General features: G+C 72.9%; 16 protein-coding genes. 11 read left to right on the forward strand and 5 right to left on the reverse strand.

Features of this window, described 5'->3' with window-relative positions; translation table 11 throughout:
- The first annotated feature begins 40 nt into the window (after positions 1-40).
- The 5 genes from pheS (at position 41) to ACZ7LV_RS15455 (ending at position 7037) form a co-directional block, all read left to right on the forward strand.
- A complete protein-coding gene (pheS, locus tag ACZ7LV_RS15435; RefSeq protein ID WP_471939584.1) occupies positions 41-1162 on the forward strand; it encodes a phenylalanine--tRNA ligase subunit alpha in 1122 nt (373 codons plus the stop codon).
- Positions 1162-3678: a phenylalanine--tRNA ligase subunit beta gene (gene pheT, locus ACZ7LV_RS15440; RefSeq protein ID WP_471939585.1), complete on the forward strand. Its 2517-nt coding sequence runs from the start codon at positions 1162-1164 to the stop codon at positions 3676-3678. The genes pheS and pheT overlap by 1 nt, the downstream gene beginning before the upstream one ends.
- 210 nt (positions 3679-3888) lie before the next feature.
- Positions 3889-4881, forward strand: a complete 993-nt coding sequence (locus ACZ7LV_RS15445; protein WP_471939587.1) for a PP2C family protein-serine/threonine phosphatase — start codon at positions 3889-3891, stop codon at positions 4879-4881.
- Between the two features lie 199 nt (positions 4882-5080).
- Positions 5081-6421: a transcriptional regulator gene (locus ACZ7LV_RS15450; protein WP_471939589.1), complete on the forward strand. Its 1341-nt coding sequence runs from the start codon at positions 5081-5083 to the stop codon at positions 6419-6421.
- A 70-nt stretch (positions 6422-6491) separates the two neighbouring features.
- A complete protein-coding gene (locus ACZ7LV_RS15455; protein WP_401677696.1) occupies positions 6492-7037 on the forward strand; it encodes an NUDIX hydrolase in 546 nt (181 codons plus the stop codon).
- 10 nt (positions 7038-7047) lie between these two features.
- On the opposite strand, the gene ACZ7LV_RS15460 is transcribed toward ACZ7LV_RS15455, so the two are convergent.
- Both ACZ7LV_RS15460 and ACZ7LV_RS15465 read right to left on the reverse strand, forming a co-directional pair.
- Complete coding sequence (locus tag ACZ7LV_RS15460) at positions 7048-7305, reverse strand: hypothetical protein (protein WP_189699615.1); 258 nt, start codon at positions 7303-7305, stop codon at positions 7048-7050.
- A gap of 193 nt (positions 7306-7498) precedes the next feature.
- Positions 7499-8374, reverse strand: a complete 876-nt coding sequence (locus ACZ7LV_RS15465; protein WP_471939592.1) for a 3-hydroxybutyryl-CoA dehydrogenase — start codon at positions 8372-8374, stop codon at positions 7499-7501.
- Positions 8375-8536: 162 nt separating this feature from the next.
- Between ACZ7LV_RS15465 and ACZ7LV_RS15470 the strand changes: the two genes are divergently transcribed.
- Positions 8537-9760, forward strand: a complete 1224-nt coding sequence (locus ACZ7LV_RS15470; protein ID WP_471939594.1) for a glycoside hydrolase family 10-like protein — start codon at positions 8537-8539, stop codon at positions 9758-9760.
- A 1-nt stretch (position 9761) separates the two neighbouring features.
- Here ACZ7LV_RS15470 and ACZ7LV_RS15475 read toward each other — a convergent pair whose 3' ends face one another.
- Positions 9762-9962, reverse strand: a complete 201-nt coding sequence (locus ACZ7LV_RS15475; protein WP_365451345.1) for a DUF1918 domain-containing protein — start codon at positions 9960-9962, stop codon at positions 9762-9764.
- A gap of 95 nt (positions 9963-10057) precedes the next feature.
- Positions 10058-10966: a DMT family transporter gene (locus ACZ7LV_RS15480; protein WP_471939596.1), complete on the reverse strand. Its 909-nt coding sequence runs from the start codon at positions 10964-10966 to the stop codon at positions 10058-10060.
- On the opposite strand from ACZ7LV_RS15480, the gene ACZ7LV_RS15485 reads away from it, so the two are divergent.
- The 4 genes from ACZ7LV_RS15485 to ACZ7LV_RS15500 all read left to right on the forward strand — a co-directional run bounded on the left by ACZ7LV_RS15485 (position 10965) and on the right by ACZ7LV_RS15500 (position 14060).
- On the forward strand, positions 10965-12437 hold the full coding sequence (locus ACZ7LV_RS15485) for an aminotransferase-like domain-containing protein (RefSeq protein ID WP_471939598.1): 1473 nt from the start codon (positions 10965-10967) through the stop codon (positions 12435-12437). The two genes, ACZ7LV_RS15480 and ACZ7LV_RS15485, sit on opposite strands and share 2 nt — an antisense overlap.
- Positions 12438-12468: 31 nt before the next feature.
- Positions 12469-12858 carry a DoxX family protein gene (locus ACZ7LV_RS15490; RefSeq protein WP_471939600.1) on the forward strand — a complete coding sequence of 130 codons (390 nt, stop codon included), beginning with the start codon at positions 12469-12471 and terminating at the stop codon, positions 12856-12858.
- A gap of 56 nt (positions 12859-12914) precedes the next feature.
- On the forward strand, positions 12915-13352 hold the full coding sequence (locus tag ACZ7LV_RS15495; RefSeq protein WP_471939601.1) for a GNAT family N-acetyltransferase: 438 nt from the start codon (positions 12915-12917) through the stop codon (positions 13350-13352).
- A gap of 114 nt (positions 13353-13466) precedes the next feature.
- A complete protein-coding gene (locus ACZ7LV_RS15500; protein ID WP_401677675.1) occupies positions 13467-14060 on the forward strand; it encodes a histidine phosphatase family protein in 594 nt (197 codons plus the stop codon).
- Here ACZ7LV_RS15500 and ACZ7LV_RS15505 read toward each other — a convergent pair.
- Positions 14042-14485 carry a DUF6314 family protein gene (locus ACZ7LV_RS15505; RefSeq protein WP_471939602.1) on the reverse strand — a complete coding sequence of 148 codons (444 nt, stop codon included), beginning with the start codon at positions 14483-14485 and terminating at the stop codon, positions 14042-14044. The genes ACZ7LV_RS15500 and ACZ7LV_RS15505 overlap by 19 nt on opposite strands.
- Before the next feature lie 229 nt (positions 14486-14714).
- Here ACZ7LV_RS15505 and argC point away from each other — a divergent pair, with 229 nt between their 5' ends.
- Positions 14715-15743: an N-acetyl-gamma-glutamyl-phosphate reductase gene (gene argC, locus ACZ7LV_RS15510; protein WP_471939603.1), complete on the forward strand. Its 1029-nt coding sequence runs from the start codon at positions 14715-14717 to the stop codon at positions 15741-15743.
- The last annotated feature ends 36 nt before the right edge of the window (positions 15744-15779 follow it).

Here is a 15779-nt window from a genome sequence, read left to right on the forward strand (position 1 = left end):
GACGGGGACTCCAGCCAGCCAATCGGAAGTACGGGAAGAGATGTCGGCACCCAATAAGTCGTACGACCCTGTCGAGGTCGAGGCGTTGAAACCGGAAGAGATCGAGCGCATGCGGGACGAGGCGCTCGCCGCCTTCGCCGCCGCGGACTCCCTCGACGCGCTCCAGGAGGCCAAGGTCGCCCACACCGGCGGCACCTCTCCGCTGGCGCTGGCCAACCGCGAGATCGGCGCCCTGCCCCCGCACGCCAAGGCCGCCGCCGGCAAGCTGGTCGGCCAGGCACGGGGCGCGGTCAACAAGGCCCTGGCCACGCGCCAGAGCGAACTGGAGGCCGAGCGGGACGCCCGGGTGCTGGTCGAGGAGGCCGTGGACGTCACGCTCCCCCACGACCGCGTGCCGGCCGGCGCCCGGCACCCCCTGACCACGCTCTCCGAACGCATCGAGGACGTCTTCGTCGCCATGGGCTACGAGGTCGCGGAGGGCCCGCAGGCCGAGGCCGAGTGGTTCAACTTCGACGCCCTCAACATCGGCCCGGACCACCCGGCGCGCGGCGAGGCCGACACCTTCTTCGTGCAGGGTGAGGACGGCGGCGCCGAGTCCGGTGTCGTGCTGCGCACCCACACCTCGCCGGTGCAGATCCGCTCCCTGCTGGAGCGCGACCTGCCGGTGTACGTGATCTGCCCCGGTCGCGTCTACCGCACCGACGAGCTGGACGCCACGCACACCCCGGTCTTCCACCAGGTCGAGCTGCTCGCCGTCGACGAGGGTCTGACCATGGCCGACCTCAAGGGCACCCTCGACCACATGGTGCAGTCGCTGTTCGGCGAGGGCATGAAGACCCGGCTGCGGCCGAACTTCTTCCCGTTCACCGAGCCGTCCGCCGAGATGGACATGGTGTGCTACGTCTGCCGCGGCGAGTCCGTCGGCAACCCGGACCGGCCCTGCCGCACCTGCTCCAGCGAGGGCTGGATCGAGCTGGGCGGCTGCGGCATGGTCAACCCGCGGGTGCTCAAGGCCTGCGGCGTCGACCCGGAGAAGTACAGCGGCTTCGCCTTCGGGTTCGGCATCGAGCGGATGCTGATGTTCCGCCACAACGTCGAGGACATGCGAGACATGGTCGAGGGTGACGTCCGGTTCACCCGGCCGTTCGGGATGGAGATCTGATGCGGGTCCCGCTTTCTTGGCTGCGGGAGTACGTCGACCTGCCGGAGACGGAGACCGGTCGTGACGTGCAGGCCAAGCTCATTTCGGCCGGACTGGAGGTCGAGACCGTCGAGCAGCTCGGCGACGGCCTCAAGGGCCCCCTGGTCGTCGGCCAGGTGCTGACCATCGAGGAGCTGGAGGGCTTCAAGAAGCCGATCCGCTTCTGCACCGTCGACGTCGGCTCGGCCAACGGCAGCGGTGAGCCCCAGGAGATCGTCTGCGGCGCCCGCAACTTCGCCGTCGGCGACAAGGTCGTCGTGGTGCTGCCCGGCGCCACCCTGCCCGGGGGCTTCTCGATCTCCGCACGCCAGACCTACGGCAAGACCTCGCACGGCATGATCTGCTCCAGCGACGAGCTGGGCATGGGCGACGACGGCACCAAGGGCATCATCGTGCTGCCGCCGGAGACCGAGGTCGGCAAGGACGCGATCGAGCTGCTGGAGCTGGTCGACGAGGTGCTGGACATCGCCGTCACCGCGAACCGCGGCGACTGCCTGTCCCTGCGCGGTGTCGCCCGCGAGGCCGCCATCGCCTACGGCCTGCCGCTGCGCGACCCGGCCCTGCTCGACGTGCCCGCGCCGAACGCCTACGGCTACCCGGTGAAGGTCTCGGAACCGATGGGCTGCGACCGTTTCACCGCCCGCACGGTGTCCGGACTGAGCCCCGAGGCCCGCTCCCCGATCTGGCTCCGGCGCCGGCTGCAGAAGGTCGGCATGCGTCCGATCTCGCTCGCCGTCGACGTCACCAACTACGTGATGATGGAGCTCGGCCAGCCGCTGCACGCCTACGACCGCGCGCTGGTCCAGGGCACCATCGGCGTCCGCCGGGCCGCCGAGGGCGAGAAGATCGTCACCCTCGACGGGGTGGAGCGGAAGCTGCACGCCGAGGACCTGGTGATCACCGACGACCGTGGCCCCATCGGGCTCGCGGGCGTCATGGGCGGCGCCGACACGGAGATCGCCGACCACGACGACGTCGAGAACGGCACCTCGGACGTGGTGATCGAGGCCGCGCACTTCGACGCGGTGTCGATCGCGCGCACCGCCCGCCGCCACAAGCTGTCCTCCGAGGCGTCCCGCCGCTTCGAGCGCGGTGTCGACCCGCAGGCGGCGTCCGCCGCCGCGCAGCGCACGGTCGATCTGCTGGTGCTGCTCGCGGGCGGCACCGCCGAGGCCGGGGTCACCGAGATCATGGCCCCGTCCGCGCCGCACACCATCACCGTCGCCGCCGACCACCCGGACAAGGTCGCGGGAGTCGCGTACGGCCGCGAGACGGTCGTGCGGCGCCTGCAGCAGGTCGGCTGCGACGTGTACGGGCAGGACGAGCTGATCGTCACCGTCCCGTCCTGGCGGCCCGACCTCATGGAGCAGAACGACCTCGCCGAGGAGGTCATCCGCCTGGAGGGCTACGAGAACCTGCCCTCCACGCTGCCGAGGCCCACATCGGGCCGCGGTCTGACGCACCGGCAGCGGCTGCACCGCCGGGTCGGCCGGGCGCTGGCCGGGGCCGGCTACGTCGAGGCGCCGAACTACCCGTTCGTCGGCGAGCAGGTCTTCGACCAGCTCGGCCTTGACGCCGACGACCCCGCCCGCCGGGTGGTCAAGCTGGTCAACCCGCTCAACGACGAGGAGCCCGCGCTTCGTACGTCGCTGCTGCCGGGCCTGCTCGGCGCGCTGCGCCGCAACGACGGCCGGGGCTCGCACGACCTCGCGCTGTTCGAGACCGGCCTGGTCTTCCTGCCGCGCGCGGAGCGCGGCGGATCCGCCGCCCATCTGCCGGTCGACCGTCGGCCCACCGACGAGGAGATCGCGGCGCTCGACGCCGTGCTGCCCGAGCAGCCGCGCCATGTCGCCGTCGTCCTCGCGGGCGCCCGCGAGCAGGCCGGCTGGTGGGGCAAGGGCCGTCCGGGCGACTGGGCCGACGCGGTCGAGGCGGCGCGCACGGTCGCCCGTGAGGCCGGCGCCGAACTGGTCGTGCGCGGCGGCCGGTACGGGCCGTGGCACCCGGGCCGCTGCGCCGAGCTCGTGATCACCGTCGACGGTGCCGAGCGGGTCGTCGGGCACGCCGGAGAGCTGCACCCCCGCGTCCTGAAGGCCCTGGGCCTGCCCGCGCGCACCTGCGCGATGGAGCTGGACCTGGACGCCCTGGAGCGGGCCGGGCACGGCACCCCGCAGGCACCGGGCATCTCCTCCTTCCCGGTGGCCACGCAGGACGTCGCGCTGGTCGTCGAGCAGACGGTCGCGCACGCGGACGTCGAGGCCGCCCTGCGCGAGGGCGCCGGTGAACTGCTGGAGTCCATCCGGCTGTTCGACGTGTACGAGAACGCCGAGCAGCTCGGCGCGGACCGGAAGTCGCTGGCCTACGCGCTGCGCTTCCGGGCCGGGGACCGGACGCTGACCGTCGACGAGGCGTCGGCGGCGCGGGACGCGGCCGTGGCACTGGCCGCGGAGCGCACCGGGGCCGTGCTGCGCGGATGAGGTAGCGGGACGGTGTTTCACCGGCCGGCCACGGGTGCTCCCGTGGCCGGCCGCGTGGTTTCCGGCATCGCCTCGGGGCGGCACGGCCACCTCACTCGTTCGAGTGGGAAGTCCCGGTGATCTGGTCCTACCGGGTCGTGCGGCGACAGAATCGGACCGGCCTTTCGGGGTCGGTCTGCGCTGTCACGGCCTGCATGGGAGGCCACCCGCATGATCCGTATCAGGGCCCTGGGGCTGCCCATGGTGTGGGGCGCCATGGCGATCACGTACAACCTGACCTGTCCGCTCGCCCGGCAGAGTTCCCTCGGCGCGCGGATCGTCACCAGCGCCGTGTTCTTCGCCGTCGGTACGGGCCTCGTCCTCCATGTCTGCCGGCTGCTGCTGCGGGAGCTCACGCAGGCGCGCCGGGTGGCGCGCGCCGCCCAGAGCGCGCTGTTACGGCCGCTGCCCCCGCGCGTCGACGGGCTGGGCGTCGCCGCCGCCCAGCTGTCCGCCGAGCGCGGTTCGTCCGTCGGCGGCGATCTGTACGAGGTGATCGCCACCGAGCACGGTGTGCGGGTCGTGATGGGCGACGTACGCGGGCACGGGCTGGACGCGCTCGGGACGGCCGCCGCCGTGCTCGGCAGTTTCCGGGAGGCCGTGCACGACGAGCCCGAACTCGGCCGGGTCCTGCACCGGCTGGACCGCGCGCTGGCCCGGCACCTGCGTGGGCGTCCCCGGATCGAGCAGGCCGAGGAGTTCGTGACCGTCCTGCTGCTGGAGATCGGCACGGACGGCGAGGTGCGGGCGCTCAACTGCGGGCATCCATGGCCGTACCGGCTGTGCGAGACGGGCGCCGAACCGCTGGCGCGGGCCGAACCCCTGCCGCCGCTCGGTCCGTTCCCCCTGCCGGCCGACCTGCCCGCCGTACGCCACGGCGAACTCCGCCCGGGCGAGGCGCTGTTCCTCTTCACCGACGGGGCCGAGGACGCCCGGGACGGGCATGGCCGGTTCTTCCCGCTGGCGGACGTCCTGACCGAGGCCGCCCGCGCCGGCACGCTCGCACCGCAGGCCGTCCTGGGCACCGTGCTGCGACGCCTGCTCCGCCACACCAGCGGCAACCCTCTCGACGACGTGGCCCTCCTGACACTCCACAACGAACGCGAAGTCGAACGCCCTTCAGGGGCACGGGAGACCGCGCGCGCGGCCACACCGCATCCCTAGCCCAGGGCCCCCGGCAGGGCCGCCGCACTGTACGAGGGGGAGCCGGCGGCCCGGCCGGCCTCTTTCGAGGCATTTCAGTCAACCGGTCGGAAACCCTCCGCAACAGCGCACGCACCCTGCGGATGCGCGTACTCCGTTCACACCCCGTGTGAAGGCGGATTCACTACGCTGTCGGCACCGAATCACTCGGGGGCCTCCCATGCAGCCCAACACTCTGCTCGACGCGATCCTGGACGAGGCGGGGATCTCGCACGCCGGTCTCGCGGCCCATGTGAACCAGGCCGGCCGCGCCCGCGGGCTCGCGCTGCGCTACGAACACACCGCCGTGGCCCGCTGGTTGAAGGGGCAGCGGCCGCGCGGCCAGGTGCCCGACCTGATCTGCGAGGTGCTCGCCGCCCGGCTGCACCGCCCGGTCACCCTCGACGACATCGGTCTCGGTGTCCCCGGTCAGGAGGCGACCCCGCACGCCACCTCGCTGTCCGGGTTCGTGGAGCGGGCCACCGCCCTGTGGCGCTCGGACGAGCAGCAGCGGCCGCACGTCCTCGGCGCACCGGCCGTGACCGGGACGCCCGCGGTGATGCCGGTGTGGGAGTGGGAGAACCCGCCCGAGGACGTGGACGTCTCGCGCGGCGGGCGGCACCGGGTCACCCCCGCCGACCTCGACATGCTGCGCTCCGCCCGCGCCCACTACGAGCAGATGTACCGCAAGGCCGGTGGCATAGCGACCCGCGCCAGGATCGTCGGCTTCCTGAACGCCGAGGCGGCCCCGCTGCTGCGCGGCGGCTACACCGACGCCACCGGCCGCCAACTCCACCGCGCCACGGGTGGCTTGGTGGCGATCGCCGGGATCTGCGCGTACGACTCCGACGCGCACGGGCTCGCCCAGCGCTACTTCCATCAGGCGCTGCGGCTCGCCAAGGCCAGCGGCGACCGGGGGCTCGGCGCCTATGTGATCGCGCTGCTGGTCAACCAGTCGCTGTTCATGCGGGAGCACCGCCAGGCCGTCGCCTTCGCCGAGGCCGCGCTGCGCGCCGCCGGCAAGCAGATCACCCCGGCCCTCGCCTCCGACCTGTACGCGATGCAGGCGAAGGCGTACGCCCACCTCGGCGACGGCACGAGCGCCCTGTCCTGCATCCGACGGGCCGAGCAGGCCGCCGAACGCATCCGGCGCGGCCACGAACCCGACGAGACCGGCTATGTCCAGCCGGGCCTGGTCAACGTCCAGGTGGCGGAGGCGCTGCTCAGCCTCGGCGAACTGGCCGCCGCGGGCGAGCACGCCGCGGCCGCCGTGGACACCCCGGCCCACGACCGGGGCCGGGTGCACCGGCTCGCCATGCTCAGCACCGTCGAACTGCGCCAGGGCAACGCCGAGAAGGCGGTGGCCACCGCGGTGCAGATGGCGGAGCAGGCGCGCGGCATGGAGTCCCAGCGGCTGCGCGACAGACTCCGTGCGGTGCGCGAGCATCTGGCGCGCAGCGGCGGTGCGGGCGCGGCCGAGGCCGCCGAACTCATCGACGGCGCCCTGCGTGTACCGCTGTAGGTCCTACTGATCCCTGCTCCGCAGTCCCTGCTGCGATATTGCCACTTACTCGATGGAAGGTGGCAGAACCGTGCAGTGGACGAAACAGAACGAACAAACTGTGTATGAAAACCGCTGGTTCAGCGTCAACCTCGCCGATGTGGAGCTGCCGGACGGCCGGCACCTCGACCACTTCCTGATACGGATGCGGCCGGTCGCCGTGGCCACGGTGGTGAACGAGGCGAACGAGGTCCTGCTCCTGTGGCGTCACCGCTTCATCACCGACAGCTGGGGGTTCGAACTGGCCGCCGGCGTCGTGGAGGACGGCGAGGACGTCGCCCGGGCGGCCGCCCGGGAACTGGAGGAGGAGACCGGCTGGCGGCCGGGACCCCTGCGGCACCTGATGAGCGTGGAGCCGTCCAACGGCCTGACCGACGCCCGGCACCACATCTACTGGGCCGACGAGGGCGAGTACGTCGGGCACCCGGTGGACGACTTCGAGTCGGACCGCAGGGAGTGGGTCCCTCTCAAGGTCGTCCCCGACCTGGTGGCCCGCGGCGAGGTCCCGGCCGCCAACATGGCGGCCGCGCTGCTGATGCTGCACCATCTCCGGCTGGGTCAGGACGCCCTGCCCTGACCTGTCCGGCCTACCTCCCCAGTGCCTGCCAGAGGGACACGACCAGGGCGCCCACGGCCGTGACGGCCGCGACCGACGGCAGGGGCCAGCGGGCGTGTTCCAGGGTGACGAGGCGGGTGTTCAGCTCGTCCAGTTCCTTGGTCGTCTCCTCGGTGCGGTGACTGAGCAGCGCCAGCCCGCCCTCGACCCGTGCGTACGCCACGTCTAGTCGGCGCCGTAACTCTGCGAGTTCACCGTGGACGACGGAATGCTCCGGATCGGCGGTCACGAACCGCTCCTTTCCGTAGTCGAATCACATCCCTTGCATGCGCAACATGAGTCAACTCGCCTGGTGGGCGCGTGGGGAGCGTGTGCGCGGGGCATATGCGTGCCCGGCGTGCACACGGTGTGTGAATGCCGCGGGCCCGGCACCGGGGAACCGGTGCCGGGCCCGCGCCTGGCCGAAAACCTACCGAACGTAATCAGCCGTAGGTGTAGAAGCCGGAGCCGCTCTTGCGGCCCAGCCGGCCCGCGTCGACCATCCGCTGCAGCAGCGGGGGAGCGGCGTACAGCGGCTCCTTGTACTCCTCGTACATGCTGTCCGCCACGGAGGCCACGGTGTCCAGCCCGATGAGGTCGGACAGCTTCAGCGGGCCCATCGGGTGGGCGCAGCCCATCTCCATGCCGTTGTCGATGTCCTCGCGGCTGGCGATGCCCGACTCGAACATCCGGATCGCGGAGAGCAGGTAGGGGATCAGCAGCGCGTTGACCACGAAACCGGAGCGGTCCTGGGCGCGGATGCTGTGCTTGCCCAGCGTCTTCTCGGTGAACAGCTGGGCGCGAGAGAGCGTGCCCTCGGAGGTGGTGAGCGCCGGGATCAGCTCGACCAGCTGCTGCACCGGCGCCGGGTTGAAGAAGTGGATGCCGACGACCTGGTCGGGGCGCGAGGTGGCGACCGCCAGCTTGACCAGCGGGATGGAGGAGGTGTTCGAGGCCAGGATGGCGTCCGGACGGGTCACCACCTGGTCGAGCACCTGGAAGATCTCCGTCTTGACCTGCTCGTTCTCGACCACGGCCTCGATCACGAGGTCACGGTCGGCGAACTCGCCGAGGTCGGTGGTGAAGCTCAGGCGCGCCTGCGTGGCGTCCCGCTCCTCCTCGCTGATCTTGCCGCGCTCGGCCGCCTTGGACAGGGAGTTGAACAGCCGGGTACGGCCGATCTCCAGGGCCTCGCCGGTGGTCTCGGCGACCTTCACGTCCAGTCCGGCGCGGGCGCACACCTCGGCGATACCCGCGCCCATCTGGCCGCAGCCCACGACTCCGACGCGCGTGATGTCGCCCGCTGGGATGCCCGTCACATCGTCCCCTTCGCTGACTCGGCAGGTCCTCCCGGTTCGGTGCCTGCTCCGTTCGTGCACGTTACCCGTAAGTATCGATGATCGATCGCACGGGTGGGGGCATGCTGTGCCGCGGAGACGATCCGTGACCGAGTTGATCCGCAGAGTACAGGGGTGTTGTCCATGGGACGGCTGTCACGCCGGGCCTTCGCACTGGCCGCGCTGTCGACGCTGGCGACGGCGGGCGACGCGGGCGCGGCCCCCGCGCGGCGGCCCCGCGCCACATCGGAGATGCGGGGCGTGTGGGTGGCCACCGTGGGCAACCGCGACTGGCCGTCGCGCACCGGCCTGTCCGCCGCCGTGCAGCGGGCCGAGCTGCTCGCCCACCTCGACGCGGCGGCCCGGCGCCGGCTGAACACCGTCCTCCTCCAGGTGCGGCCGACGGCCGACGCGCTGTGGCCCTCGCCGCACGAGCCGTGGTCGCAGTACCTGACCGGCGTCCAGGGCCGCGACCCCGGCTGGGACCCGCTCGGCACCGCGGTCGCCGAGGCGCACGCCCGGGGGCTGGAACTGCACGCCTGGTTCAACCCGCTGCGGATCGCGACGCACACCGATCCGAGCCGTCTCGTCGCCTCCCACCCGGCCCGGCGGCATCCCGACTGGGTGGTGCGCCACGGCGGGAAGCTCTACTACAACCCCGGGCTGCCCGAGGTCCGGACGTTCGTGCGGGACGCGATGCTGGACGCGGTGGCGCGCTATCCGGTCGACGCCGTCCACTTCGACGACTACTTCTATCCGTACCCGGTCGCCGGTCAGACCTTCGACGACGACGACGCCTACGACGCCCACGGAGGCGCCTTCCCGAGCCGCGCGGCCTGGCGGCGCGACAACGTCGACCGGCTGGTGCGCGACACCGCCACCCGTATTCAGCAGATCCGCCCCGGCACCCGGTTCGGGATCAGCCCGTTCGGGGTGTGGCGCAACGCCTCCACCGACCCGCGCGGTTCGGACACGAGGGCGCTGCAGTCGTACGACGACATCTACGCGGACACCCGCAAGTGGGTCCGGGAGAACTGGATCGACTACATCTGCCCGCAGCTGTACTGGCACATCGGCAACGCCGCGGCCGACTACGCCAAGCTCGTCCCCTGGTGGGCGGAGGTGGCGCGGGGCACCAGGACGCAGCTGTACGTGGGGGAGGCGCTGTACAAGGCGGGTGATTCGGCGCAGGCGGCGAGCTGGCGGGATCCGGCGGAGCTGTCCCGGCACCTGACGCTCGCCCGCGCCCATCCGGAGGTGCGCGGCCATGTCTACTTCGCCGCCCGGGAGGTGTCCCAGGACGCGCACGGGGCCATGGCGCGGGTGGTCGCCGACCACTACCAGCAGCGGGCGGCGCCCCCGCGCTGAATCACCGCCCGGTGGTGGTCTCGCGGTGGCGGATCTCGGTGTCGGGCCCCGGTGAGCACAGCCCCTCGTGCCCGTCCTGGAAGCGGACACGGTACGGGGGTTCGCCCTTCTGGCCGAGCACTTCGACGATCTCGCCGACCTTGTCGTGCTGTCCGACCACCCTGCCGTGCTGGACAAGCTGGTCGCCCACGATTGCGCGCATCTGGGGCCTCCTCACGATATGCGGGAGCAGCGGTCCTCGACGTCGAGTCTACGGCGGACGGCCCCGGCCGGTACCGGTGCGAACGCCGCTCGGCCTCACGCCCGTTGCGTGACGGCGATGCAGACGAGCACGGCCGCGGCCGTCAACGGGGCCGCCACAGTCAGGTGCTCGCCCAGCAGCAGCACCGACCACACCAGTGTGAGCAGCGGCTGGGCCAACTGCAACTGGCTGGCCCTCGGGACGCCGATCGCCGCCATGCCCCGGTACCAGACGACCAGGCCCAGGAACTGCGAGCCCGCCGCGACCCACAGCACGCCGGCCACGCTGTGGAAGGTGAGCTGCACGGGCTCGTGCGACAGGGCCAGCACGGCGACCGGCACGGTCAGCGGCAGGCACAGTGCCAGCGCCCAGCCGATCACCTGCCAGCCCGGCATGACGCGTGCCAGCCGCCCGCCCTCGGTGTAGCCGGCGGCGCACACCAGCAGGGCCGCGAAGAGGTAGAGGTCGGCGCTGGACAGGGCGCCGCCGCTCTGCTGGACCGTGAACGCGAGCACCGCGGCCGCGCCCGCGAGCGCGGCCACCCAGAAGGTCCGGGACGGGCGTGTGCCCATGCGCAGGGCGGACATCAGCGCGGTCGTCAGCGGCAACAGGCCCACGACGACCGCGGCGTGCGCGGTGGTCGACGTCCGCAGGGCGAGCGTGGTGAGCAGCGGGAAGCCGACGACGACCCCGCCGGCGACGACCGCGAGGCCCGCCCAGTGCTGGCGCGCGGGCAGCGCAACACGCAGGACCAGCAGACACACACCCGCGATCAGCGCCGCGAGCACGCTCCGCACGGCGACCAGCGACCAGGGCCCGAAGCCTTCGAGGCCCCACGCGGTGGCCGGGAAGGTGAGGGAGAAGGCGGTGACGCCGAGCGCGGCCTGGAGGGTGCCGAGAGAGGCCTTCGGCCGGCCGCTGACTGCTATCCGGCTCGGTGCGATAGCGCTACCCTGTGTATTCATGCAACAGAGTAGCAGCGTCGCCGACCTGGCGAATCAGCTGCGACGGGAACTCCACCACTACTCACCTGGTGGAAAGCTCCCGTCCAGCCGGGCGCTCGTCGAACGCTTCCGGGTGAGTCCGGTGACCGTCTCCCGGGCCCTTTCCCAGCTCGCCGCCGAAGGGCTGGTCGTCACCCGGCCGGGCGCCGGCGCCTTCCGGGCGCGGCCGCGCGTCGCGAGCGCACCCGTGGCCGACACCTCCTGGCAGGAGGTCGCGCTCAGCGCGGACGCCGCCGCCGAGCTCGTGCCGCGCACCGTCGACGCCTCCGGGGTCACCGTCTCGCTCGCGGCACCGCCCCCGGGGGTGATCGAGTTCAACGGCGGCTATCTGCATCCCTCCCTCCAGCCCGAGAAGGCCATGGCGGCGGCGCTGTCCCGCGCGGGCCGCCGGCCGGGCGCCTGGGGGCGGCCACCGCTGGAGGGGCTGCCGGAGCTGCGCGAGTGGTTCGCGCGGAGCATCGGCGACACGGTCACCGCCGCCGAGGTGCTGATCACCTCGGGCGGCCAGTCGGCGCTCACGACGGCCCTGCGCGCCCTGGCCCCGCCCGGTGCCCCGGTCCTCGTGGAGTCGCCGACCTACCCGGGCATGCTGGCGATCGCCCGGGCGGCGGGCCTGCGGCCGGTGCCCGTGCCGGTGGACGCGGACGGCGTACGGCCGGCGCTGCTCGCCGACGCGTTCCGGGCCACCGGGGCGCGGGTCTTCATCTGCCAGCCGCTCTTCCAGAACCCCACCGGCGCGGTGCTCGCCCCGCAGCGGCGCGCCGAGGTGCTGCGCATCGCCCGCGAGGCCGGGGCGTTCGTGGTCGAGGACGACTTCGTGCGGCGGCTGGTGCACGCGGACGCCGGGCCGCTGCCGCGCCCGCTGGCCGCCGACGACCCCGACGGTGTGGTCGTGCACGTCTACTCGCTGACGAAGGTGACCTCGCCGAGCTTCCGGGTGGGCGCCCTGGTGGCGCGCGGGCCCGTGCTGGAGCGGTTGCGGGCCATCCAGGTGGTCGACACCTTCTTCGTGCCCAGACCCCTGCAGGAGGCGGCGCTGGAACTCGTCGGCTCGCCCGCCTGGCCCCGCCATCTGCGCGCGGTCTCGACGGAGCTGAAGGCCCGCCGGGACGCGATGACGGCGGCGCTCGCCCTGCACGTGCCCGAGCTCGCGCTCCCGCACATCCCCTCGGGGGGCTACCAGCTCTGGCTCCGCCTTCCCGACGGCGCGGACGAGTCCGCGTTCACCGCGGCCGCCCTGCGCGCCGGGGTGGCCCTCGCCCCCGGACGCCCGTACTTCAGTGCCGAACCCCCGGCGAGCCACGTCCGCCTCAGTTTCGCCGCGGTGGCCGGGACGCCGGAGGTGACCGAAGGGGTACGGCGGCTGCGGGCCGCCTGTGACGAGACCCTCGGTGCCGCCAGGAGTGGACAGCCTGCCCCTACCGTCCAGTAACATCGCGGCCACGTCACCCCGAGGAGGCACCGTGGCCCGGTCAACGCGTTCGCCCTTGATGCTCGCCGGTCTGCTGGCGACCGCCGGCGTGGCGCATTTCGTCGCCCCCCGCCAGTTCGACGCGATCGTCCCCCGGGCGGTCCCCGGGCCGCCGCGGGCGTGGACGTACGCGAGCGGCGCTGTGGAACTCGCCCTGGCGGCCGGGCTGGCGGTGCCCCGGACTCGGCGCGCCACCGCTCGGGCCGCGGCGGCGTTCTTCGTCGGGGTGTTCCCCGCCAACGTCCAGATGGCGGTGGACTGGCGGCACCGCCCCGCGCCACTGCGCAACGCGGCCCTGGCGCGCCTGCCCCTCCAGGTCCCGCTGGTGCTGTGGGCGCGCAGCGTCGCACGCGAGGGGAGTTCCGCCACCTCCCGCGGGTGAGCGGCGATCGCCGAAAATCCCTCGACCGCGCCCCCGTCACCTGCGAGCCTCCCGGCATGGATGCTGTGCCGAATTTCGCCGAGGGATACGAGTTGTCCGCCGACACCGGACGGATCGACGCCGAGCGGGTGCACCGCTGGCTGTCGGACGACACCTACTGGGCGAGGGGGCGGTCGCGGACGACGCAGGACCGGGCCATCGCCGGGTCGCTGAACTTCGGTGTGTACGAGACCGTTTCGGGGGGACAGGTGGCCTACGCCCGGGTCATCACCGATCGGGTCACCTTCGCCTGGCTCTGCGACGTGTACGTCGATCCGTCGGTGCGCGGCAAGGGCATCGGCACGGCGCTCGTCGAGGCCGTGCGCGAGCACCTCCGCGGGTACGGCGTGCGCCGCGTGCTGCTCGCGACGCGGGACGCGCACGGCGTGTACGAGAAGGCCGGATTCGCGCCACTGGAGCGGCCGGAGGAATGGATGGCGCTGTACTTCGCGTGAGTTGTCCGGCTCGTCCCGGGCTTCCGGCGCCGTGGAAGAGCTGTTTCGCGACGCCTCCATAACCCCCAGGTAACGCCTCTTGACCTGCCCACTCTCGGGGCGCACGATCCCCGCATGGCACTTCGGGTCACGTTCGTCGCCGCCGCGCGCAGCGCCCCGCTGCTCGCGGAACGTTTCGAGGACGACCGGCCGCTGGACCAGGCGGGCTGGGACGAGGTCCAGCGCGTCGCGCGTGACCTGCTGCCGCTCGCGGCGGCGGAGCTGCGCTACTGCTCGCCCACTCCCCGCAGCCGGTCCACCGGCGAGGCACTCGGCTACGCCCCGCTGGCGCAGCTCGCACTGCGCGACTGCGACATGGGGCGCTGGCGGGGGCTCACGCTCGGGGAGGCGATGGCCCGGGAGCCGGAGGCGGTGGACGCCTGGCTCGCCGACCCGCGCTCCACGCCGCACGGCGGTGAGGCGCTGCTGACGTTCATCGCGCGCGTCGGCCACTGGCTGGACACCCGGCCCGTCGACGACGGCGGCCGGATCGTCGCCGTGGCGGAGCCCTCGGTGATCCGCGCGGCGCTGGTGTACGCGCTGAAGGTGCCGCCCGCCACGTACTGGAGCATCGACGTCTGCTCCCTGTCCACGACCACGGTCACCGGCCGCGCGGGACGCTGGAACCTGCGGCTGGAGAGCGGCCCGGCTCAGCCCACGCGCGTGTAGTCGGTCGTCAGCACCAGGTCCTTCGCCGGGCCCCGCACCCGCCACACCGAGCGCCAGCGGTCCTCGTCCCGCGCCGTGAACTCGCCCCGGTACAGATCGGCCGAGCACGGGTGGTCGGCGACGTACCGGCCGGTCGTCAGGTCGAGGTGGTGGAAGGGGCGGCCGTCGGCGAAGCGGACGTCCGCCGTCCCGGTCGCGGGTCCGGGCAGGAAGCGCAGGGTGCGCTCGGCCGGCCGGGCCACGCCCCGCCAGACGAAGGTGCCGGACTCCTCGTGCAGCAGGCCCCCGCCCTCCAGGGGGCCGAACACCGTCGCGCCCTCGAAGCGTCCCTCGTCCCCGCTCGCGAGATCCCGCACCGACCGCCGGACCTGCCAGCGCCCGGCCAGATACGCCAGTACCTCCGGCACCGGCCAGAACTCGCCCATCCCGCCCCGCTCCCGTCCGTTCCCGCGACCCGCCCACGCGTCCGCGCACCTTCCCATCCTGCCGTGACGGCGGCCGGGGCTTTCCCAAAGGTTCGGCGGGTCGTCCCCTGGTGGTCACCGGCGGCGGGAGAAGGTGGCTTGATCCTGCGGTCCGATGGTGTGGGCCACGGCCCGGGATTGCATAAACGTGCAAAGAAGCGTATAGTCATGCCATCCAGGAGGAGGGTTCATGACGGTACGTGCGGCAGTGGCCGGAGCGAGCGGATACGCGGGCGGAGAACTCCTGCGTCTGCTCCTCACCCACCCCGAGATCGAGATCGGCGCCCTGACCGGCAACGCCAACGCCGGCCAGCGGCTCGGCGCACTCCAGCCGCATCTGCCCCCGCTGGCCGACCGGGTGCTGAGCCAGACGTCGGCCGAGGCGCTCGCGGGCCACGACGTCGTGTTCCTCGCGCTGCCGCACGGGCAGTCCGCCGCCGTGGCCGAGCAGCTCGGCCCGGAGGTCCTCGTCGTCGACATGGGTGCCGACTTCCGTCTCAAGGACGCCGGTGACTGGGAGAGGTTCTACGGCTCCCCGCACGCCGGGACCTGGCCCTACGGCCTTCCCGAACTGCCGGGTGCCCGCGCCGCGCTGGAGGGGTCCAAGCGTGTCGCGGTGCCCGGTTGCTACCCCACGGCCGTCTCCCTCGCGCTGTTCCCGGCGTACGGCGCCGGTCTCGCCGAGCCCGAGGCGGTGATCGTCGCCGCGTCCGGCACCTCCGGCGCGGGCAAGGCGCCCAAGCCGCATCTGCTCGGCTCCGAGGTCATGGGCTCCATGTCCCCGTACGGCGTCGGGGGCGGCCACCGGCACACCCCCGAGATGATCCAGAACCTCAGCGCGGCGGCCGGGGAACGGGTCCGCGTCTCCTTCACGCCGACCCTCGCCCCCATGCCGCGCGGGATCCTCGCCACCTGCACCGCCGCCGCGAGGCCGGGCGTCACCGCGGAGTCGGTCCGGGCCGCCTACGAGAAGGCCTTCGCCGACGAGCCCTTCGTCCGGCTGCTCCCCGAGGGACAGTGGCCCGCCACGGCGTCCGTCCACGCCTCCAACGCCGTACAGGTGCAGGTCGCCTACGACGAGGCCGTCGGACGGATCATCGCCATCAGCGCCCTCGACAACCTGACCAAGGGCACCGCCGGCGGTGCCGTCCAGAGCATGAACCTCGCCCTCGGACTCCCCGAGGCGCTGGGCCTTTCCACGATCGGAGTCGCACCGTGAGCCGGCACCTGCCGGCGGCGGCCGCCGCCGAAGCGA

The sequence above is a fragment of the Streptomyces sp. NPDC107562 genome (assembly GCF_055657325.1).